Origin of the sequence: Halobacterium yunchengense (genome assembly GCF_037031165.1) — an archaeon.
Classification (GTDB): Archaea; Halobacteriota; Halobacteria; order Halobacteriales; family Halobacteriaceae; genus Halobacterium; species Halobacterium yunchengense.
Map to the genome: position 1 here is coordinate 443224 of NZ_JAYEZL010000001.1, position 19518 is coordinate 462741.

General features: G+C 72.7%; 20 protein-coding genes and 1 tRNA gene. 12 read left to right on the forward strand and 9 right to left on the reverse strand.

Features of this window, described 5'->3' with window-relative positions; translation table 11 throughout:
- Nucleotides 1–17: 17 nt before the first annotated feature.
- The 6 genes from U5911_RS02230 to U5911_RS02255 are packed head-to-tail and all read left to right on the forward strand — an operon-like array spanning nucleotide 18 to nucleotide 4688.
- Nucleotides 18–1862, forward strand: a complete 1845-nt coding sequence (locus U5911_RS02230; RefSeq protein WP_336034931.1) for a type II secretion system F family protein — start codon at nucleotides 18–20, stop codon at nucleotides 1860–1862.
- On the forward strand, nucleotides 1859–2584 hold the full coding sequence (locus tag U5911_RS02235) for a DUF7289 family protein (protein WP_336034933.1): 726 nt from the start codon (nucleotides 1859–1861) through the stop codon (nucleotides 2582–2584). Before U5911_RS02230 ends, U5911_RS02235 begins: the two co-directional genes overlap by 4 nt.
- Nucleotides 2581–3072 (forward strand): DUF7266 family protein, encoded by a 492-nt coding sequence (locus U5911_RS02240; RefSeq protein WP_336034935.1) that lies wholly within the window; start codon nucleotides 2581–2583, stop codon nucleotides 3070–3072. Before U5911_RS02235 ends, U5911_RS02240 begins: the two co-directional genes overlap by 4 nt.
- On the forward strand, nucleotides 3069–3761 hold the full coding sequence (locus U5911_RS02245; RefSeq protein ID WP_336034937.1) for a DUF7263 family protein: 693 nt from the start codon (nucleotides 3069–3071) through the stop codon (nucleotides 3759–3761). Before U5911_RS02240 ends, U5911_RS02245 begins: the two co-directional genes overlap by 4 nt.
- Entirely contained in the window at nucleotides 3754–4182 is a 429-nt protein-coding gene (locus U5911_RS02250; protein ID WP_336034939.1) for a DUF7262 family protein, read from the forward strand. The genes U5911_RS02245 and U5911_RS02250 overlap by 8 nt, the downstream gene beginning before the upstream one ends.
- Entirely contained in the window at nucleotides 4179–4688 is a 510-nt protein-coding gene (locus U5911_RS02255; protein WP_336034940.1) for a DUF7261 family protein, read from the forward strand. Before U5911_RS02250 ends, U5911_RS02255 begins: the two co-directional genes overlap by 4 nt.
- 19 nt (nucleotides 4689–4707) lie before the next feature.
- Here U5911_RS02255 and U5911_RS02260 read toward each other — a convergent pair whose 3' ends face one another.
- The 3 genes from U5911_RS02260 to U5911_RS02270 are packed head-to-tail and all read right to left on the reverse strand — an operon-like array spanning nucleotide 4708 to nucleotide 6534.
- Nucleotides 4708–5247, reverse strand: coding sequence for a DUF8054 family protein (locus U5911_RS02260; RefSeq protein WP_336034941.1), 540 nt, complete (start codon nucleotides 5245–5247; stop codon nucleotides 4708–4710).
- Nucleotides 5244–6017: a nucleotide-binding protein gene (locus tag U5911_RS02265; RefSeq protein ID WP_336034943.1), complete on the reverse strand. Its 774-nt coding sequence runs from the start codon at nucleotides 6015–6017 to the stop codon at nucleotides 5244–5246. The genes U5911_RS02260 and U5911_RS02265 overlap by 4 nt, the downstream gene beginning before the upstream one ends.
- Entirely contained in the window at nucleotides 6010–6534 is a 525-nt protein-coding gene (locus tag U5911_RS02270; RefSeq protein ID WP_336034945.1) for a hypothetical protein, read from the reverse strand. The genes U5911_RS02265 and U5911_RS02270 overlap by 8 nt, the downstream gene beginning before the upstream one ends.
- A 167-nt stretch (nucleotides 6535–6701) precedes the next feature.
- Between U5911_RS02270 and U5911_RS02275 the strand changes: the two genes are divergently transcribed.
- Together U5911_RS02275 and U5911_RS02280 are read left to right on the forward strand one after the other, a co-directional pair.
- On the forward strand, nucleotides 6702–8969 hold the full coding sequence (locus tag U5911_RS02275; protein WP_336034947.1) for a hybrid sensor histidine kinase/response regulator: 2268 nt from the start codon (nucleotides 6702–6704) through the stop codon (nucleotides 8967–8969).
- An 80-nt stretch (nucleotides 8970–9049) separates the two neighbouring features.
- On the forward strand, nucleotides 9050–9985 hold the full coding sequence (locus tag U5911_RS02280; RefSeq protein ID WP_336034949.1) for a WD40/YVTN/BNR-like repeat-containing protein: 936 nt from the start codon (nucleotides 9050–9052) through the stop codon (nucleotides 9983–9985).
- A gap of 441 nt (nucleotides 9986–10426) precedes the next feature.
- On the opposite strand, the gene U5911_RS02285 is transcribed toward U5911_RS02280, so the two are convergent.
- A tRNA-Tyr gene (locus U5911_RS02285) sits at nucleotides 10427–10500 on the reverse strand.
- A gap of 119 nt (nucleotides 10501–10619) precedes the next feature.
- On the opposite strand from U5911_RS02285, the gene U5911_RS02290 reads away from it, so the two are divergent.
- The 3 genes from U5911_RS02290 (at nucleotide 10620) to ftsZ (ending at nucleotide 12739) form a co-directional block, all read left to right on the forward strand.
- Nucleotides 10620–11201, forward strand: a complete 582-nt coding sequence (locus tag U5911_RS02290; protein WP_336034952.1) for a double zinc ribbon domain-containing protein — start codon at nucleotides 10620–10622, stop codon at nucleotides 11199–11201.
- Between the two features lie 176 nt (nucleotides 11202–11377).
- Nucleotides 11378–11545: a ribbon-helix-helix domain-containing protein gene (locus U5911_RS02295; RefSeq protein ID WP_336034953.1), complete on the forward strand. Its 168-nt coding sequence runs from the start codon at nucleotides 11378–11380 to the stop codon at nucleotides 11543–11545.
- A gap of 3 nt (nucleotides 11546–11548) precedes the next feature.
- The gene (gene ftsZ, locus U5911_RS02300) at nucleotides 11549–12739 is read left to right on the forward strand and encodes a cell division protein FtsZ (RefSeq protein ID WP_336034955.1); all 1191 of its coding nucleotides are present in this window, start codon (nucleotides 11549–11551) and stop codon (nucleotides 12737–12739) included.
- Between the two features lie 84 nt (nucleotides 12740–12823).
- Here the strand turns inward: ftsZ and ncsA are convergent, their stop codons facing one another.
- Entirely contained in the window at nucleotides 12824–13786 is a 963-nt protein-coding gene (gene ncsA / locus U5911_RS02305) for a tRNA 2-thiolation protein NcsA (protein WP_336034957.1), read from the reverse strand.
- A gap of 248 nt (nucleotides 13787–14034) precedes the next feature.
- On the reverse strand, nucleotides 14035–15423 hold the full coding sequence (locus U5911_RS02310; RefSeq protein ID WP_336034959.1) for an HD domain-containing protein: 1389 nt from the start codon (nucleotides 15421–15423) through the stop codon (nucleotides 14035–14037).
- Between the two features lie 128 nt (nucleotides 15424–15551).
- On the opposite strand from U5911_RS02310, the gene U5911_RS02315 reads away from it, so the two are divergent.
- Nucleotides 15552–16199, forward strand: coding sequence for a DUF7095 family protein (locus U5911_RS02315; RefSeq protein ID WP_336034961.1), 648 nt, complete (start codon nucleotides 15552–15554; stop codon nucleotides 16197–16199).
- Nucleotides 16200–16331: 132 nt separating this feature from the next.
- On the opposite strand, the gene U5911_RS02320 is transcribed toward U5911_RS02315, so the two are convergent.
- From U5911_RS02320 to U5911_RS02330, 3 genes are all read right to left on the reverse strand, one after another.
- Nucleotides 16332–17426 carry an aminopeptidase gene (locus U5911_RS02320; protein ID WP_336034963.1) on the reverse strand — a complete coding sequence of 365 codons (1095 nt, stop codon included), beginning with the start codon at nucleotides 17424–17426 and terminating at the stop codon, nucleotides 16332–16334.
- Between the two features lie 79 nt (nucleotides 17427–17505).
- Nucleotides 17506–18300, reverse strand: coding sequence for a class I SAM-dependent methyltransferase (locus U5911_RS02325; protein ID WP_418771500.1), 795 nt, complete (start codon nucleotides 18298–18300; stop codon nucleotides 17506–17508).
- A 297-nt stretch (nucleotides 18301–18597) separates the two neighbouring features.
- The gene (locus U5911_RS02330) at nucleotides 18598–19437 is read right to left on the reverse strand and encodes a deoxyribonuclease IV (protein WP_336034965.1); all 840 of its coding nucleotides are present in this window, start codon (nucleotides 19435–19437) and stop codon (nucleotides 18598–18600) included.
- Nucleotides 19438–19518 lie beyond the last annotated feature (81 nt).

The window sequence follows — 19518 nt, forward strand, 5'->3', positions numbered from 1 at the left end:
CGGGGAGGGCGGTCGGCGTGACGGCGACGCTCGGCGTGCTCGACCGCGCGCTGTACGCGCTGTTCGCGCGGAACGCCGACGCCGGCCGCCACGACGCCGACCGGAAGCGCTACCGCGCCTGCCGGCTCGGCGTCAGCTTCGACGTGTTCCTCGCGCGCGTCTACGGCGCGTCCTGGCTGGCGTTCGCCGCCGTCGCCCCGCTGGCCGCGGCCGCCGGCGCGCTCCTCCTGCCGGCGTCCGCGCTCGGCCCGCTCGCCCGCTGGTCGCCCCTGTCGGCGCCGGTGACGGCCGCCGTCGCCGTCGGCCTGCCGGCGGGCCTGGCCGCGAAGCGGGCGACGGTGCTGGCGGGCGGCCGCTACCTCGGCCTGCTCGCGCGCAGCCGCCGCTCCGACATCGAGAGCACGCTCCCCGGCGCCGTCCGGTACCTCTCCGTGCTCGCGTCGGGGACTACCGACGAGCGCGACCTGTTCTCCCGGGTCGCCGACCGGCCGGCCGCGTACGGCGAGACGGCGGCCGCGTTCCGCGACGTCCTGAACACCGCCGACCTCACCGGGAGCGTCGACCGCGGCCTCCGCGTGGTCGCCCGCGACACGCCCAGCCGGGAGTTGCTCGCGCCGTTCCTCCTGAAGCTCCGCGAGCACGCCGCCCAGGGACCGGACGCCGTCGAGCAGTACCTCGAACTCGAGTCGCGGATGCTCGCGAACCGCCGCGAGCGCACCCGCGAACGGGCGGCTGGCTTCCTCGAGCTCGTCGCGGAGCTGTTCATCGTCCTGCTGGTGTTGCCGGCGCTGCTCGTCATCGTCGCCACCGTCCTCAGCGTGCTCGCGCCCGGCCTCGGCCGCGCGGTCGCGACGCCGCTCGGGCCGGCGACGGTCCGCGAGCTCCTCGTGTTCGGCAGCGGCGCGTTCGTCCTCGTCGTCGGCGCGCTCGCCGCGTACCTCGTCGAGGCGATGCGGCCGCGCGGGTTCGCGTGGACCGGCCACGAGCGCTCCGCGGGACTCGGCGTCCTCGCGAACGCGCCGCGGAATCCGGCCGACGCCGCGGTCGTCTGCGCGCTCCCCGCGGTCGGGGCGGCCGCGGCGCTGTGGGACGCCGGGGTCCGGCCGGCGAACGTCGTCCTCCTCGGGTACGTCGCGTTCGCCGTGCCCGTCGGCGTCGTCGCCGTCCGCCGCGCACGCATCGACGACGCGAAGGACCGCGAGATCCAGGACTTCGTGCACGCGGTCTCCGGCCACGTCAGCCTCGGGCGGCCGTTCGGGGACGCCGTCGACCGGGTGGCTCGCGACGTCGACCTCGGCCCCCTGAACCCGGACGTCGCCGACCTCGCGTTCAACCTCTCCGTGACGACGCGCGGCGACGACGTCCGCGCCGCCGCGCTCTCCCGGTTCGTCGACCGCGTCGACACCCAGCTCGCCGCCCAGACCGTCGGGCTGGTCTCCGGCGCGCTCGACGCCGGCAGCGACGCCGACGCCGCCTTCGAGGCGCTCCAGGCCGAGGTCGGCCGGCTCTACCACGAGCGCCGGTCGCTGCGCTCGCGGCTCCTCGTGTACGTCGCCGTCGGCTGGACGACCGCCGTCCTCGTCGTCGGCATCACGGTCGCGGTCAACACCGCCGTCCTCGACAGCTTCGCGCAGCTGTCGTCCGTCTCGGGCGCCGCCAGCGCCGGCGGCCTCGCCATCGACCCGGGCGCCGTCGACGTCGACCGCGACCAGTACCGGTTCTACCTCGTGACGCAGGCGACGATGCTCGCCTGCGGGTGGTTCGCGGGCGCGGCGAGCCGCGGCCGCTACGACGCGCTGTTGCACTCCGGACTGCTGGTCGCGTTCGCGTACGCCGTCTTCGCCGGGGTGGGGATGATATGACCGGTCCCTCGTGGCGCGCGAGCGCACGCGGCCAGTCGAACGTCGTGGGCGTGGCCATCCTGCTCGGCGTGACGGTGGTCGCGCTCGGCGCGCTCACCGCGAGCGTCGGCACCGTCGTCGACCAGCACGCCGCCGCGGGCGACGCGCGCCGGGTCGCCGCCGACCTCGACGACGCGCTCCGGCCCGTGGAGACGACCGGCGTCCGGCGCGGCCGCGTGTCGTTCACGGACGGCGACCTCGAGACGCTCGACCGCGAGGTGCGCGTGCTCGACAGCGGCGGCGTCGCCGCGACGGTGGACGCCGGCGCGCTCGAGTTCTCGGCGGGCGACCGCGGCGCCACCTACCTCGCGGGCTCCGTGCTCGTGCACGGCGACGGCTGGTCGCGGACGCGTTCGCCCGTGACGGTGACCGCCGACCCGGACGTGCTGGTCGTGAGCGTGCCGGCGCTCCGCGGGGACGTCTCGCTCGCCGCGTCCGGCGGGGCGACGTACGCGCTCCGGTCGAACGTCACCCACAGCAGGCGCTCGCTGGGGAGCGGCGGCTACCGCGTCGCCGTGGAGACGACCCACCCGGACGCGGTCCGCCGGCAGTTCGAGGCCATGAACGCCACCGTCACCGAGCGCGACGTCGACGGCGACGGCGTGCCGAGCGTCGTCGCCGACTTCGATGGCGTGCGCACCGCGTACCTGGTGGTCCACGAGACCGAGGTGAGCGTGTCGTGACCCCCTGGCGCGAGGGCCGGTCCCGGGCGGCCGCGCCCGCCGTCGGCAAAGCGCTGGAGGCCGGCATCGTGGTGCTGTTCGTCGCCCTGCTCGCGGCGACGCTGTACGGCGGCGTGGTGCCGGACGCGCGCACCGCCGCGGGCGAGGCGGTCGGCGACCGCGCGCTCCAGCACGCGGCCGCGCAGGTAGAGGCCGCGGTCCCGCCGGCACCGGTCGCCGCGGCGGCCGCCTCGAACGACACGGTGCTCGCAGAGCGGCGCGTCAGGCTCCCGGACACGATCCGCGGCCGGGACTACCGGGTCGAGGCGTCGGGCGCGCGACTCGCACTCGTCCACGAGCACCGGCGGGTCGGCGGCCGGACGCCGCTCGTCCTCCCGGACCGCGTGCGGACGGTGCGGGGGAACTGGACGGACGGTGGAGGCGTCGTGCGCGTGAGGGCCCACCCGGACGGCGGCCTCGTCGTCGAACTCGCGGAGGGAGCGGCGTGACGCGCGCCGAGCGCGGCGGCCGGGAGCGCGCACAGGCGAACCTGCCGGCGCTCGCGGTCGCGCTCCTGCTCGTGACGGCGAGCGTCGGTCTCGCGGTCGGCCTCGCGGGCGGCGCGTTCGCCGGCGCGGCCGGCCAGCCGACGGACGGCCGCGTCGCCGCGAGCGCCGCCGACCGCCTCGTCGCCGCGGACGGCCCGCTGTCCGTGCGCGCGAACGTCCTCTCGGCGGCCGCGGTCGCGAACGCGAGCCGCGGGCTGGTCGACCGCCTCGTCCCCGGCGACGCCGCGGTCCGCGTCGCGCTCGACGGCGAGCCGGTGGCGGCCCGCGGCGACCCGACCGGCGGCGCGACGATGCGGCGGCTGGTGCTGGTCGCGTCCGCCGAGCGCCACGAGGTCGTGCCGTCGTTCGCGGGACGGCAGGCGGTCACGCTGCCGCGCCGCACCGCGAACGCGACGGTCACCGTGGACACGCGCGCGGGCACCGACCTCGCGACGGTTCGCGCGAACGACCGCGTGGTCCTCCACGACCCCGACGGACTGGACGGCGCGTACGACGTCGAGCTGTCCCGGTACGACACGGTGACGCTGTCCTTCGACGCCACCGCCGACCTCTCGCCCGGGAGCGTGACCGTCGCGTACCGCGCGGAGACCACCACGAAGGGCGTCCTCGAGGTGACCGTCGATGCGTGAGGACGCGACCGCCGGGGACCGCGGGCAGCTGTCCCTGTCCGTCGTCGAGGCCGGCGTCGGCGTGCTGTTCGTGCTCGCGGTGGCGACGGCGTTCGCCTTCGGGACGCCCGCGGGCGGCGTCGGCGAGACCACGCAGCTGGACGCGTACGCGGCCGACGCCGCGACCGTGCTCGCGAACGAGCCGCCACAGCACGCCGAGCGCACGCGGCTCGCGGAGGTGGCCGCCTCGGAGTCCGCGTTCGACCGGGAGGCGGCCGCCCTGGAGCGCCGCGTCGAGCGCATCCTCCCCGACAACCTCATGTTCAGCGTGGCGACGCCGCACGGCTCGGTCGGTCACGAACGCCCGTCGAACGCGCCGGTCGGCGTCGCGCGCGTCGCGACCGGGAACGGCCGCGTGACGGTCAGGGTGTGGTACGCGTGACGGGAGCCGACGGCGACCGCGGCCAGCTGGTGCTCGTCGCGGCCGCCGTGGCGGCGCTCGCGCTCGTCCCGGTCGCCGCCGCGTACCTCCAGTTCGGGTACGCGCCCGCCGTCGCCGGCGTCGACGACGACCCGGGCGCGGACGTGGCGCGGGCGCTGGACCGCGTCGCGGACGCCGGCGCCGACGCCGCGACCGGGCGACCCTGGAGCGAGCGCGACGCGGCCGTCGCGGGCCTCCGCGAGTCGCTCGCGCCGCGGCTCGCGTCCCTCGAGCGGGAACGCCTCGCAGACGGCGTCGCGGTGAACGTCACGTACGACCCCGGACTCGCGGCCGACGTGTCCTGTCCGGGCGGCGACGGCCGCGCGTTCGGCGACTGCGAGAACCACGGCGGCGTCGTCGTCCAGGAGCGCGCCGGCGAGACCGTCGTGGTCGCCGTCGCGTTCCGCGTCCAGGTCGCCGCGCCGGACGGCGCGACCGAGTTCGGGCGCGTCGTCAGGCCGCACTGACCGCGGCGGCCCCGGGGCGCTACGCGGTGTCGACGTCGTCGAACCCCCACTCCTCGGCGCGCGCCTCCGCCTCCTCGCGGGCGCGCTCCTGGATGGCCTCGACGCGCTGCTCGTCGGCGAGGAACGCCTCGACGGCGTCCAGGCTGTCGGCGTCGGCGTCGGCGTCCTCGCGAGCGGCGACGCCCGCGGCGTCGGCGGCCGCCCGCGTCCGGTCGGCGAGCGCGTCGTCGCCGGCGAGCCGCTCGGCCGGCGCCGCGGCGGCGACCGCGTACTCGTCGGTCCGCGGGACGTCGCCGCCGCTGCCGGCGTAACACTCCACTCGGAGCGGGCCCGTGGTCGCCAGCGCGGCGAGGGCCGCCGCGCCGCCGTCGCCGGTGCCCGTGTGGCGGACGTGCGTCGGCACGCCGTCGGTCACCGCGAGGACGCCCGCGCCGCCGTCGTCCAGCAGGAACGCGTCCTGTGGCTCGAGGACCGCGTGCCCGGTGAGGCCGCGGTCCAGCACGACGCGGAGCGCCGCCGCGGCGTCCTCGACGACGCGCGCGAACGTCAGCTCGGTCATGGCTGGTCGGGCAACACCGCGCTCCGGAACCGGTCGGCGACCGCGTCCGCGCCGGTCTCGCGGACGTCGATGGCGTCCGCGGCGCGCCGGTAGGCGGCCGCGGCGTCGCACTCCGGCGCGTACGCGAGCAGCGGTTCGCCAGCGCGGCGGGCCGCCCGCACCACGTCCGAATCCGGGACCGTCGCGAGCGTCGGCCCCTCGAAGTACCGCTGGGCCTGCTCCGCGACGCGCTCGACGCCCTCGGGGTCCTGGACCTTGTTGAAGAGGACGCCCGCGACGCCCGTGTCGTAGGACGCGGCGTACTCCTGGACCTTCAGGCCGTCCGAGAGCGCGGGGATGGTGGGCTGGACGACGAGCGTCGCGCGGTCGGCGAGCACCACGGGCAGCACGGCGCTCCGGCTCGCGAGCGTCGCCGGCGAGTCCAGGAGGAGGACGTCCGCGTCCGACGCGAGCGCCGCGACCACGTCCCGGAGGCGGCCGGCGTCGGCGGCGCGGAAGTCCGCGAGGCTCGTCCCGCAGGGCACGACGCGCATCCCGAAGCGCTCGTAGACGGCGTCCGAGACGGCGGCGTCGGTGTCCGCGAGCAGGAGGTCGTGGAGGGTCACGTCGGCGTCCGACAGCCCCGCGTGGAAGAGGAGGTTCGCCATCCCGGTGTCCGCGTCCACGACGGTCACGTCGTAGTCCTCGGCGAGCGCCATCCCGAGCGCGAGCGTGCTCGTCGTCTTCCCCGTGCCGCCCTTCCCGCTGGCGACCGCGAACGCCTCAACCATCGACGCCACCCAGTCCGTCGTCCGCCGAAGTGTCGTCGTCGCCCGCCGCGTCGCGGTCGTCGGGCCGGAGCGCCGCGGCGAACGTCTCGCGGTCGGCCGGCAGGTCGTCGAACTTCGCGTCCGCGTCCCGGCGGACGTCCCGGAGGTCGGCGTCCGGCCGGCCGAGCGCTCGGTCCCGGGACGCCTCGTAGAGGGCGGTCACCGACTGCCGGTAGTCCGCGATGCGCTCGGCGCGCTCGACGGCCGCGTGCACGGACGCCCGGTCGGCGGTCGCGCACGTCACGTCCGCGTCCGTCCCGGTCGTGCCGACGACGACCACCGCGCTCCCGGGGTCGGTCGCGCGGACGGCGTCGACGACCGCACCGGGTTCGGCGACGGCGCCGGCGTCCACCACGACCACGTCGGGGGCGTCGCGAGCGACCGCCTCGCTGACCGCGTCGGCGTCGACGACCGCGACCTCCGACGGCAGGACGTCGCGCAGCGACCGCCGGCCGCCGTCCGCGACGAGCAGTGTCACGTCCCGTGTATTCGCGGTCACCGGGAAAATATTTTCGGAGGAAACAATCGGAATCATCAACCGTGCCGGCGCCCGCCCCGTCGCGGCCGGCGCGTCCGCGCCGCCCGGGACTGCCGTGACCACCGGAAGTCCTTTCAGCCCCAGCGGCGAGAACCGAACGAGCCAGCATGGCCTCGCGCTTCCGCGTGCTGCACGTCGAGGACGACCCGGACTTCGCCGCCCTCGCCGCCGAGTTCCTCGCCCGCGAGGACGACCGCCTCGACATCGAGACGGTCCACGACCCCGGCGCCGCGCTGGACGCGCTCGACGGCGGCGTCGACTGCGTGGTGTCGGACTACGACCTCCCCGGCCGGGACGGCCTCGAACTGCTCGACGCCGTCCGCGAGTCGTACCCCGACCTGCCGTTCGTCCTCTTCACGGGGAAGGGCAGCGAGGAGGTCGCCAGCGACGCCATCTCCGCGGGCGCCACCGACTACCTCCAGAAGGAGGGCGGCACCGACCAGTACACCATCCTCGCGAACCGCGTCGTGAACGCCGTCGAGCGCCACGAGTCCCGGACGAGCTACCGCGAGATCTTCGAGAAGGCCGCCGACGGCATCTTCCTGCACGACCCGGAGACCGGCCGCATCAACGACGTGAACCCGCGGGCGGCGGCGATGCTCGGCTACGACCGCGCGCAGCTGCTGTCGATGGACGTCGGGGAGTTCAGCGCCGACCGCGAGCCGTACTCCCAGTCGGAGGCCCGGAAGCGCGTGCGCGCCGCCGTCGAGGACGGCCCGCAGACGTTCGAGTGGCTGTTCGAGTCCGCGGCCGGCGAGGAGTTCTGGATCGAGGTCCACCTGAAGTGCGCGACCATCAACGGCCGCGAGCAGGTCATCGCGATGGTGCGGGACGTCAGCGAGCGCAAGGCCCGCGAGGCGGAGCTCCGCGAGGAGCGCGACCGCCGCACGGCGCTGTTCGAGAACCGCACGGACGGCATCGCCCAGGTCCAGTTCCGGGACGGGCGGCCGGTCGTCGAGGCGGTCAACGAGTCCTTCGCGGCGACGTTCGGACACCGCGAGGCGGACGCGGCGGGCGAGTCCCTCGACGACCTGGTCGCCCCGGGCGACGCGTCGGCGCCGGAGACAGGCGACTGGGCGGCCGCCGGCGACCGGCTCGACGTCGAGGTCGACCGGGAGACGACCGACGGCACGCGGACGTTCCGGGTGCGGACGGCGCCCATCCACCCGGCCGGCGAGTCCGCGCGCGGGTACGTCGTCTACACGGACGTCACCGAGCGCCGGGAGCGCGAGCGCCGCCTCGAGGACCAGAAGGAGAAAGTGGAGGCGCTGCACGACGTGGCCGCGGACGTCGAGGCCAGCGAGTCACCCCGAGCGGTGTACGACCACGTCCTCGACGCGGCGCGCGAGATCCTGAACTACGACCGCGGCATCGTCGACGCCGTCGAGGGCGACCACCTCGTCCCGGTCGCCGTCCCCGACGGCGTCCCGGCCGACGAGTACCACGGCCGCACGCCGGTCGACGCCGACGACAGCCTCGCGGCGCAGTCCTACCGGACCGGCGAGTCGATTCTCGTCGACGACGTCGCGGACCGCGACGTCTCGCCCGCGGAGCCCACGTACCGGTCGGCCATCACCGTCCCCGTCGACGGCTACGGGGTGTTCCAGGCGGTCGCCGAGGAGCCCGGCAGGTTCGACGAGACGGACCTCGAGCTCACGGAGCTGCTCGTGACCCACGCCCGCGAGACGCTGTCCCGGCTGGAGCGCGAGGACGAACTCCGGGCGTACGCCGCGGAACTGGAGCGCCAGAACGAGCGCCTCGACGAGTTCGCGAGCGTGGTCAGCCACGACCTCCGCGGGCCGATGAACGTCGCGGCGGGCCGCGTCGACCTCGCGCGCGAGACCGTCGACGGCGGCTGCGACGACCTCGACGTCGCCGCAGGCGCGCTCGACCGCATGGCCCACATCGTCGACCACACGCTCGCGCTCGCGCGCGAGGGCGAGGCCGTCGGAGACACGGAGCCCCTGTCGCTGGCGGCGGTGGCCGAGCAGGCCTGGCAGGTCGTCGAGACGGACGCCGCCGCGCTCGACGTCGCCGCAGACGCCACGGTCCACGCCGACCCCGAGCGCTTCCAGCGCCTCCTCGAGAACCTCTTCCGGAACGCGGTGGAGCACGGCGGCAGCGGCGTCACGGTCACCGTCGGCCCGCTCGACGACGGCCAGGGCCGGTTCTACGTGGCGGACGACGGCCCCGGCATCCCCCAGGGCGAGCGCGACTCGGTCTTCGAGGCCGGCCACACGACCACCGACGGCGGCACCGGGTTCGGGCTCGCCATCGTCGCGGAGATCGTGGACGCCCACCACGGCGACGTCGCGGTGACGGACGGCGCGGACGGCGGCGCGCGCTTCGAGTTCACGGGCTTCGACGAGGACTGACGCCCACCCGGAAGCTGTCGTTCCGGCTACTAATACGGCCTTCAGGAAATCTTCATCCGCCTGCCCGTCCACCGACGCGTATGCTCCTCGCAGGCACCGACGACGGACTCTACCGCGTGGACGGCGAGAGCGGGGACGCGCGCCGCGTCCTCGACGCCGGCGCAGTGTTCCGACTCCGCTCGTTCGACGGCGTCGACGGCGCGTTCGCCGCCACCGAGACCGGACTGTACTACGGGCGCGGCCGCGACTGGACGGACCTCGGCGTGCCCCGGGACCGCGTGTACGCGGTCGGCGCCGGTCCCGACGGCGCGCTCTACGCCGGCACCCGACCCGCACACCTCTACGCGGCCACACTCGAATCCCCCCTGAGCGGCGGCCTCGACTGGCGCGAGCTCGACGGCCTCCAGGACGTCCCCTCGCGGGCGGACTGGCGGCTCCCGCGCCACGACGACCTCGCGCAGGTCCGGGACGTCCACGCCCTCGACGGCGGCCGCGTCGTCGTCGGCGTCGAAGTCGGCGGCGTCCACGTCAGTGACGACGGCGGCCGCACGTGGACCGAGCGCCGCGGCCGCGTCCACGACGACGTCCACGAGCTCGCCGTCGCCGGCCGCGACGAGTTCGTCGCCGCGACCGGGTTCGGGCTCTTCCACACCGCCGACGCCGGCCGCACGTGGACGCGCCTCGACGGCGGCCACGACCAGCGGTACTTCCGGTCGGTCGCCGTCGCCGACGACGCCGTCTACGCCGGCGGCGCGCTCGCCCACACCGCGACCTGGACCGACGAGGACGCCGCCCCCGCCCTCCTCGCCGTCCGCGACGGCAGCGTCGACGCAGTCGACCACCCGCGAGGTGGCGAGACGGTCACCGGCATCACCACGCAGGACGGCGACGTCGTCTTCGGGACTCACACCGGCGCGCTCGTCCGACAGCGCGGGGACGACTGGGTCACTGTCGGCTCGGTGCCCGTCGCCGACCCGCCGGTCGGCTACACGCCGCTGCTGTCCGACGCTGACTGACGCCGCGACGCGGTCCCGGCTGGTCGACGCGCACGAGGGAACGGTAGACAGGCCCGACGTAGGCAGTCTCGGCTACGAGATGCGCCAGCCCCCGCGGACCACCGACCCCGGGCGAGGTCGACCCGTCTTCGGACGCGGTACTCGCGACCGCGGATTCGAACGATAGAGACAGGTATACGTGCGGTTTACGGCACTCTCTCCTGTTCGGAATCCCCGGAAAGTGAGGTCCGTCCTCCCCGATTTGAACGCGCCGAGGCGGTCTCGCTCACTCCGTTCGCGAGCGTGCGACTCGTCTGCTCGAATCGCGTCGGTCGGACGTCTTCACTGCTCTCCGTTCGCAGGAGAAGTCCGCCCTCCCCGATTTGAACACTGTGAGACGTGCTCGTTTCACTGCGCGCGACTCACAAGCTCAAATCGTCTCGGTCGGATTTGTAAAACAAATCCGCCCTCCCCGATTTGAACGGGGGACAAGTCGATCTACAGTCGACTGCTCTACCAGTCTGAGCTAAGGGCGGGCGCATTCGTTCGTAAGCCGTCGTTCGGATTTAAGGGTTGCCATTCGGTGCGGGTGACGGGCGTCTGACGCGTGGGGTGGCTTGATAACCCCCTCGCCCGTTAGTGGTACCGAAGCGGCATGTCGAAGATTACCTTCCGAGCGGACGACGACCTCGTGGACGCCGTCGAGAACCTCGAGGCGTCCAAGAGCGAGGTGATGCGGGACGCGCTCCGCGCGTACCTCGAGCGGTCCGACACGCTTGGCGGCGACGCAGCGTCGAGCGGCGACGACGCCCCGGGCGCCGCAGTGGCGGCCCTCGACGACGTGGTCAGCGAGCGCGTGGACGAACTCGTGGAGCGTCGGCTCGGCGCTCGCGACCCGCCCGAGCGGGACGTAAACGTCCGTATCACGGTCGAGCCGGGGGAGGGGTTCCGCGCCGCGGACGCCGGTCGGTCCGACCAGGGGCGCGAGCACGACCGGGGTCGCGCGGGCGGCGGCCCGGCGAACGACGGGCGCCAGCCGGTGGGTCATCCCGGCGACGGCGCGTCGTGCGCGCAGTGCGGCGAGTCGCTGTCCGACGACCACGTGTACTGTCCGAACTGCGGAGAGAAGGCGGCCCAGCGCGTGTTCTGCGAGTGCGGCGACGAGGTGCGCGCGGACTGGGCGTTCTGCCCGCACTGCGGCCGGCGGACCGCGTCGGCCGACGCGTTCGACAGGTAAGACGACTGTTTACACTCGCCGTTAATTATATAGGGTGTGCCCCTGTGGGTAGTTGTACGTAAGACGGTTGTCTTACAGAAAACCGCACGACTGCGGGGCGTTCCCGGTGCCCCCACGGTTCTGTAAGACGCGCCGCGGGGAACGTGGGCCGTCTTACCAAAACGGGGATTCCAACCATGGAGCGTGTGACACTCCGCATTCCGAAACAGCAGATCGACGAAGTCGAGCAAATGGTCGAACGGGGGAAGTTCCCGAATCGCAGCGAGGCGATTCGGTCCGCCGTTCGCGAGATGCTCGACGAACAGACAGAACAGGCCAGCGCGAACAGCTGGGCGAAGGTGTAGACGATGCAGGACATCGTCCAGGACGCCCTCGACAACGCCGAAGCCGAACAGCGCGAGATGGACGCGGACGCCGACGGGAGCGAGTTCGGCGACCCACGCATCGTCATCGTCGGCGCCGGCGGCGCGGGCAACAACACCGTCAACCGGCTGTACAACATCGGCGTCGAAGGCGCGGACACCGTCGCCATCAACACCGACAAGCAGCACCTCAAGATGATCGAGGCCGACACGAAGATCCTCGTCGGCAAGTCCCTCACCAACGGCCTCGGGGCGGGCGGCGACCCCTCGATGGGCGAGCGCGCCACCGAGATGGCCCAGGGCACCATCAAGGAGGTGCTCGGCGACGCGGACCTCGTGTTCGTGACCGCCGGCATGGGCGGCGGCACCGGTACCGGCGCCGCGCCCGTCGTCTCGAAGATCGCCAAAGAGCAGGGCGCCATCGTCGTCGGCATGGTCTCGACGCCGTTCAACGTCGAGCGCGCCCGCACCGTCAAAGCCGAGGAGGGCCTGGAGAAGCTCCGCGACGAAGCGGACTCCATCATCGTCCTCGACAACAACCGGCTGCTGGACTACGTCCCGAACCTGCCCATCGGCAAGGCGTTCTCCGTGATGGACCAGATCATCGCGGAGACCGTCAAGGGCATCTCCGAGACGATCACGCAGCCGAGTCTCATCAACCTGGACTACGCCGACATGACCGCCATCATGAATCAGGGTGGGGTCGCGGTGATGCTCGTCGGCGAGACCCAGGACAAGAACAAGACCAACGAGGTCGTGAAGGACGCGATGAACCACCCGCTGCTGGACGTCGACTACCGCGGCGCCAGCGGCGGCCTCGTCCACATCACGGGCGGCCCCGACCTCACGCTGAAGGAGGCCGAGGGCATCGCGGACAACATCACCGAACGCCTGGACGCCTCCGCGAACGTCATCTGGGGCGCGCGCATCCAGGAGAACTACAAGGGCAAGGTCCGGGTCATGGCCATCATGACGGGCGTCCAGTCCGCGCAGGTGCTCGGCCCGAGCACGCAGAAGCAGGCTGACAAGTCCCGCCGCGAGCTCAAGGAGGTCGACTCCAACGCGAAACAGCGCGCGGGCGACGAGGGCGCCGACGGCGTCGGCTTCGGCGGCGCTCACTCCGACGGCGGTCAGGAGGAAGTCGAGCAGAACAACGGCCTCGACGTCATCCGCTAGCGCTCACGGCACCGACGTCCGTCCGCTACCGTCGCCGTCTTCTTCGCCGAACCCGGACCGCCCGCGAGCGACCGCACTACCGCACTACACCGCGTTCACGGCGTCGACGAGCGCGCACTTCCGGCACTTCTCGCGCGTCGTCGGCGCGCCGCACTCCTCGCACTCGCCGACGTCGGCGTCCTCCTCGCCGTACTCGTCGGCCGCCAGCGCCGCGAGTTCCTCGTAGCCCGCCATGATGGAGTGCCGCGTGCCGGGGTGGTTCTCCTCCAGCTCGAGGAGGAGGTCCTGGATTTCGCCGCGGAACGCCTCGCTTGCGTGCGGGCACTCCGCCATGTGGACGGGGAGGTCCCGGAGCTGGGCGTACAGCGCGACTTCCTTCTCGGGGACGTCCCGCAGCGGCTTCGCGCGCGGGATCATCCCCTCCTTACCGGTTCGTTCGTCGAACGGCCCGAGGCTCGCGTCGAAGTGCCTCGCGACCTGTTCGACGTTCCCCTCGAAGACGTTCATCAGCGCCGTCTCCGCCTCGTCGTCGAGGTTGTGGCCGGTGAGGAGCTTGTCCGCACCGAACTCGTCGGCGTAGCGCGCGAGGACGTCCCGCCGGAACACGCCGCAGTACGCGCACGGCGCCATGTCCAGGGGGTCGTCGGCGGCGACGTCGTCCATCTGGACGTCGAACTCCTCGGCGTACGTGACGACCTCGTGGCGGATGTCGCGGTCCGCCGTGAGCGCCTCGCAGGCCTCGAGGCTCTCGTCGCGGTAGCCCTCGATGCCCTCGTGGATGGTGAGCGCGACCAGTTCCACGCGCGGGTCCTCGGCGAACGTGTCGTGGAGGATGTCGGTGAGGACGACGCTGTCCTTCCCGCCGGAGAGCCCGATCACCCACGTCTCGGGGTCGTCCGGCGTCGCGTCCGCGGGGAGCATCTCGTCCTCGCGGACGCGGCGGCGGACGCGGCGCTCGACGCTCTCGAAGAGGTGGCGCTCGCAGAGGTGGGCGCCGGAGTACGCCGCGTGCATCACCGCCTCGCGGTCGCACTTCGTGCAGTCCATTGCCTTCACGTTGTGTACCCCGGCGTTTCACCGTTTCGTCTCGGTGACTCGCCGCCGGGACGACCGACTGATAAACGACATCCCGCGATAGCAAATCCGTCCGCGCGCGGGACGCACTCGACACAGATTCGGTCGCGAACGAGCACGCGCCGCGTCGACACGCGACGACCGAATACGACCCCAGGCGTCGATTCCGACAGGGAGCGATGCGTTACGGTCGGTTCCGAGGCGAGGAAGAGTAGGTGGCGTCAGTCCGGCGTCGCTCCGGCGTCGGCGTGGAACCACTCGGTCAGCGTCGTGGTCGCTCGCTTCTCGACGCCGTATGGGACGTAGACGAACGGAATCGGGCTGTCGAACGCGCGGTCGCCGTACAGTCCCCAGCCGCCGACCGACCGCGTCGTGCCGCCGTACGCGATGGGGATGTCCTCGAGGGCCTGCGGTTCGTACTCGGGGACGTAGGACTGCTCGATCCAGACCTCGTGGGTCGGAACGCCGAGGTCGTCTGCGAGTGCGGCTTCGAGTCGGTCGGCGTTCGCGACCAGCCAGTCGCTGAACGCGTCGAGGTCAGCATCGACGCGGTCGGCGTACGCGATGCGGTGTTTCCAGCACGTCTCCGGGAACCGCCGGCCGCGGAAGCGGTCGTAGAGGTCGGCGAGCGTCGAGTCGAGGTTGTCGCGAGCGGCGACGCGCAGGCGCTCCATCACGGTGTTGTCGTCGATGCCCTCCGCGAGGATGCGGTCGGCCGTGACTGGGGGTTCGTCGGCGAGCGCTGCGAGTTCGTCGAGCAGGTCGCCGAGCAGGACGTTCGCGAACACCGACTTGTGGTGCTGGGTGACCCACATGTACACCGCGATGCGGCCCTCTAGGTAGTTCCCGATGGTCGACAGCGCCTTGTCCGAGAGCGCGAGGCCCTCCTCGGGGTGGGCTGTGTAGGACGCGACCATGCGCTCGGTGTCGAAGCTGAGGACGTCGGCGCCCGTCATCTGGTTGTCGCGCGTGATGTAGTCAAGGCGGTCGACGTCGATGGGGCTGTGCAGAATCTGGGCGGCGACGCCGTGCTGCCAGCGGCCGCCGCGCTCGTACTCGAGGCTGTACCCGAGAATGTGCGCACAGACGTCCAGCGGGTCGACGCCGAGTTCGTCGAGGCTCTCCGGGAACTGCTCGAGGACGATTCGGCAGCCGAGGAGCTCGTGCTCGGCTGCGTCAGCGACCGGGTCGTCGTCGACGCCGGCGTCCGCGATCGCCGCCTGGAGGCCGTGGTCGGCGAGCCGGTCGCGGAGGGCGGCGGCGTCGAGGAATCGCTCGCCGAGGTGGCTCAGCGGCGGGTGGCCGACGTCGTGCAGCAGCGCCGCGCACTCCAGCGTGCGCTGGATGTCGTCCAGTTCCGACGAGGTGGCGTCGCGGTAGAAGTACGACTGCTCGCGGAGGTTCTCGAAGACGGCCTTCGCGAGGTGGTAGACGCCCAGCGAGTGCTCGAAGCGCGTGTGGTTCGCGCCCGGGTAGACGAGGTAGGTCGCCGACAGCTGACGGACGTGGCGGAGGCGCTGGAACGCGCGCTGGTCGACGACGTGGTCGACGAGCGCGGGGTCGAGTTCGACGTAGCCGTGGACTGGATCCTTGAGTTGTGTCGCAGGCATGGCGGGAACTGCGAGTCCGGCGCGGACTCGCGGAGATTACCACGGGTAAGAGACAGGACGGGGTCCGTCTTTCGGTTTCGCCGCGAGGTGCACAACGGTTTTCGGCGTGCGCGGGCTACGGTCGCGCGATGGACCGCGAAGCAGCCGTCGACCGCGTCGAGGAGCTCGTGGACGCCGTCGACAGCGAGGAGCTGCCGGTGCCGGTTCGGGAGGTGTGGGTGTACGGGGACGTGGCGCTCGGCCTCGACCCCGTCGAGCGCCTGGACGTCTACCTCACGAAGGACATCCTCATGCGCGGCGACGACGCGGACCGCGCGAGCGAGTTCGAGCGCGAGTACGGCGTGAAGGGCGTCGGGCGGACCGTCCGCGCGTCGTGGGCGGACGCCCACCCCGAGTTCCTGCGCGCGAACGACAACGGCCACGTCGCCCCCGAGAAGTGCCTCGCCGCCCACCTCGTCGACGACGCCGAACCCATTCACCTCGAGGTCTGTAACGCCGGCTTCGAGGACAACGTCACGCAGCGCCTGGAGGGCGCGCTGGCGACGGAGACCTACGAGAACGTCCTCGACCCGCGCGGCGTCTGCCTGTGGGTGGACGGCCAGCGCAGCGAGGACGCGTTTCGGAAGCTCCGCGAGGGCGAGCTCGTGTTCCCGACGCTCGCGGGCGCCCTGGAGATGCTGGGCGCGAGCGACGAGGAAGCCGAACTCGCCGCCGACGCCGTGCGGCGCCGCCGCGAGCGCGCGGAGGGAGCGACGGTCCGCGGAGACGTAGTTTGAAGTACCAGAGCGGGACCACCCCTCGGCGTGACCTGACCGTCGACCGGCCGGGGGCGGCGGGAGCGCGGCAGTCCCGGCCGGACCGCGTCGCCGCCTGCACGCCCCTCCCGAGTCGACGGACCGTAGCGGCCGTTACTCCGCTTCGAAGCCGTCCTCGAAGACGAACGTCCCGTTCCGCTGGACGACCTCGCCGTCGACTTCGATGTAGGAGTCCTCGCTCATGTCCACGATCATGTCCACGTGCGTGGCGGACTCGTTGAACGGCTGGCCCTCCGGGACGCACTCCTCGATGGCGCCGCCGACGGCCATGTGGACGGTGTCGCCCATCTTCTCGTCGAAGAGCATGTTGTACGTGAACCGGTCGATGTCCCGGTTCATCCCGATGCCCAGCTCGCCGAGCCGCCGCGACCCCTCGTCGGTGTCGAGGACGCCCTCGAGCGTCGCCTCGTTCTGGTCGGCGCTGAAGTCGACGACCTCGCCGCCCTCGAAGCGCAGCCACGCGCCCCGGATCTCGACGCCCTGCCAGATGAGCGGCTTGTCGAACAGCACCTCCCCCTCGACGGAGTCCGGCACCGGGCACGTGAACACCTCGCCGGCGGGCATGTTCCTGTCGCCGCAGTCGTTGGCGGCGTCCATGCCGGCGACGCTCATCGTCACGTCCGTCGTGTCCCCGGAGACGACGCGCACCTCGTCGGCGGGGTCGAGGAGTTCGACCATGTTCGCCTGGAAGGCCTCCTGTTCGTCCCAGTCCTTGTCGATGGCGTCGTAGACGAACTCCTCGTAGGCGGCGGTGCTCATCTCTGCCTGCTGGGCGCCGCCGGCCGTCGGGTGCTGAGTGATGACCCAGCGCTTCCCGAGGCGCTCCTCGAGGACCGGGCCGTGCGCGCGACTCCCGGCCTGGCTCTTCGCCGGCGGGACGTCGCTCGTCTCGAACGCGTTCGACCCGCCGCCGATCAGGAAGACGGCGTCGGTCTCCTCCATCGCGGCGAGCGCGTGCTCTTTGGTGACGTAGTCGTCCTCGTCCATCTGGAGGGCGTACGCGCGGCCGGCGCGCGCGTTCGCCCACCGCGTGACGGGGCGGGCGCCGCGCGCGCCGAGTCGCTCGTAGAGCGCGACCACGAGGTCCTCGGCCTCTGTTGGCGCCCGCACCTCCACCATGTCGCCGCGCTGGATCTCCGTGCAGTCGTCGACGAGAATCTCCGCGTGTCGCCGGACTCGGTCGTCCATACCTCACTCCGTGCCCCGCACGCGAATAAATCCTCTCAGAACGAGACTTCTATTCGAGAGTTGATACGATCGCCGCGGGTCACTCCGGGACGCGGCCGACCGTGACGTGGAACGGCACGGTCTCGACGCGCTCGTAGTCCTCGGCCTGCATCTGTGCGACGACCTCGCGGCCCATCTCGCGCCACTCGGCGCGCAGCGCGTCGTACGCCTCGGGGTCGAGGCCGCCGGCCGCGAGCGTCGGTCGCTGTTCGGCGAGGCGTTCGCCGGTCGCCTTCCGCGCCGCGGCCGCCAGCGCCGCGTTCCCGTACGGCGGCCGAATCGCCTGCACGTGCTCGTAGCGCGTCGTCGAGACGTCCACGAGGCCGGCGTCCTCAAAGAGCGCCGCGGCGTCCGCGCCGAGGGAGACGTCCGTCTGCACGCCCTCGATGTAGGCGTCGCGGGCGCGCGCGGCGAGCCGGGGCTCGCTCTCGACGGTGGACTCCACGGTGACCGCGGCGTTGTCCGGTTCGACGGCCGCCACGAGGTCCGACGAGACGCGCGCGAACTCCCGCACGGCGGCCGCCGCGTCGGGGAGGTTGATGAGCAGCGCCTGGCAGGCCACCAGGTCGAAGCTGTCGTCGCGGACGGGCAGCCGTGTCGCGTCGCCGAGCACGCGGGTGTCCGCGTCGACGCGGCCGAGCAGCCCGGCGTCGGCGTCCAGCGCGACGACCTCGGCGTCCGACTCCTCCCGGAGCACGCGCGTCAGTTCGCCGGTGCCACAGCCCGCGTCGAGGACGCGCTCGCGGGAGCCGAGTTCGAGGGCCGCGAGCGCGTCGCGGTCGCTCCACATGCCGCGGCGCGTCTCCTCCAGGTAGTCGGCGCTGAACCGGCGCACACCGCCACTAGCGAGGGGGCCGGGAAAAGCGGACGGGTCGGGGCTCCGGGGAAGGGAGGGGCAGGCCCGCGCCGGCACGACGGGATGTCAGGTCCGTGCAGCTCGGGGTTGTGCCGGCGCGGGCGCACCTCGACGTTCCCGCTCCGCCGACTTAGACCCACTCAAGGCTCAAACGGCCGTTTGACCGACCCAGCGGGTCGGGCGGGCGTCGGTCGCCGCTCGCCGGACCACGACGAGGCGGTCGCCGCCCGCCGGAACGCGGCGGAACCGGTCGCCGCCCGCCGTGTCGTGCCTTCGCTACGCCTCGTCGCGCAGCTCGCGGACTTTCTCGACGTTCCACGCGAACCCGCGGCCGTCCTCGTGGGGCGTCTCGAGGACCAGCGGGACGTCCTCGCCAGCGACGAGGTCGTGGTTGACGAACGCCCGCATGCCGTCCTCGCCGATGAGACCCTCGCCGATGTGGGCGTGCTCGTCCTTGTTGGTGCCGCACTCGTGCTTGGAGTCGTTGAGGTGGACGCACGCCAGGCGGTCGGCGCCGACGACGTCGTCGAACTCCGCGAGCGCGTCGTCGACCGCGTCGGGCGTCGAGAGGTCGTAGCCCGCCGCGAACGCGTGCGCGGTGTCGAGGCAGACGTCGAGGTCGTGGCGGGACTCCTCGACGACGTACGCGAGGTGCTCGAAGTCCCCGCCGAGTTTCGTGCCTGACCCGGCGTCGCTCTCCACGAGCACGGTGACGTCGTCCGGGACGTCGAGGTCGTCCAGCGCGCTCACGGCGTTGTCGAGGCCCTGCTGGACGCCCGCGCCCGTGTGCGCGCCCAGGTGGACGTTCACGTACGGGATGTCGAGTTTCGCCGCGGCGTCGACCTCCTTCTGCATGCTGTCGACGGACTTCTCGCGGAGGTCGTCTTTCGGCGTGCAGAGGTTCACGAGGTACGACGAGTGGATCACCCAGGGGCCGTCCAGCCGCTCGCTGGTTCCCTCGCGGAACGCCGCCGCTTCGTCGTCGCCGACGTTCGGGTCCTGCCAGACCTGCGGCGAGTGCGTGAATATCTGCCCGCAGTTCCCGCCGACGTCGACCTGGTTCTCGACGGCGTTGTCGACGCCGCCCGCGATGGAGACGTGTGCGCCTACTCGCATACCACGTCGTTCGTCGCAGGCGACATAGGGGCTTCGGACCGTCGAGGCGCCCGACCCGTCGGAACAGCTAACCGGGACGAC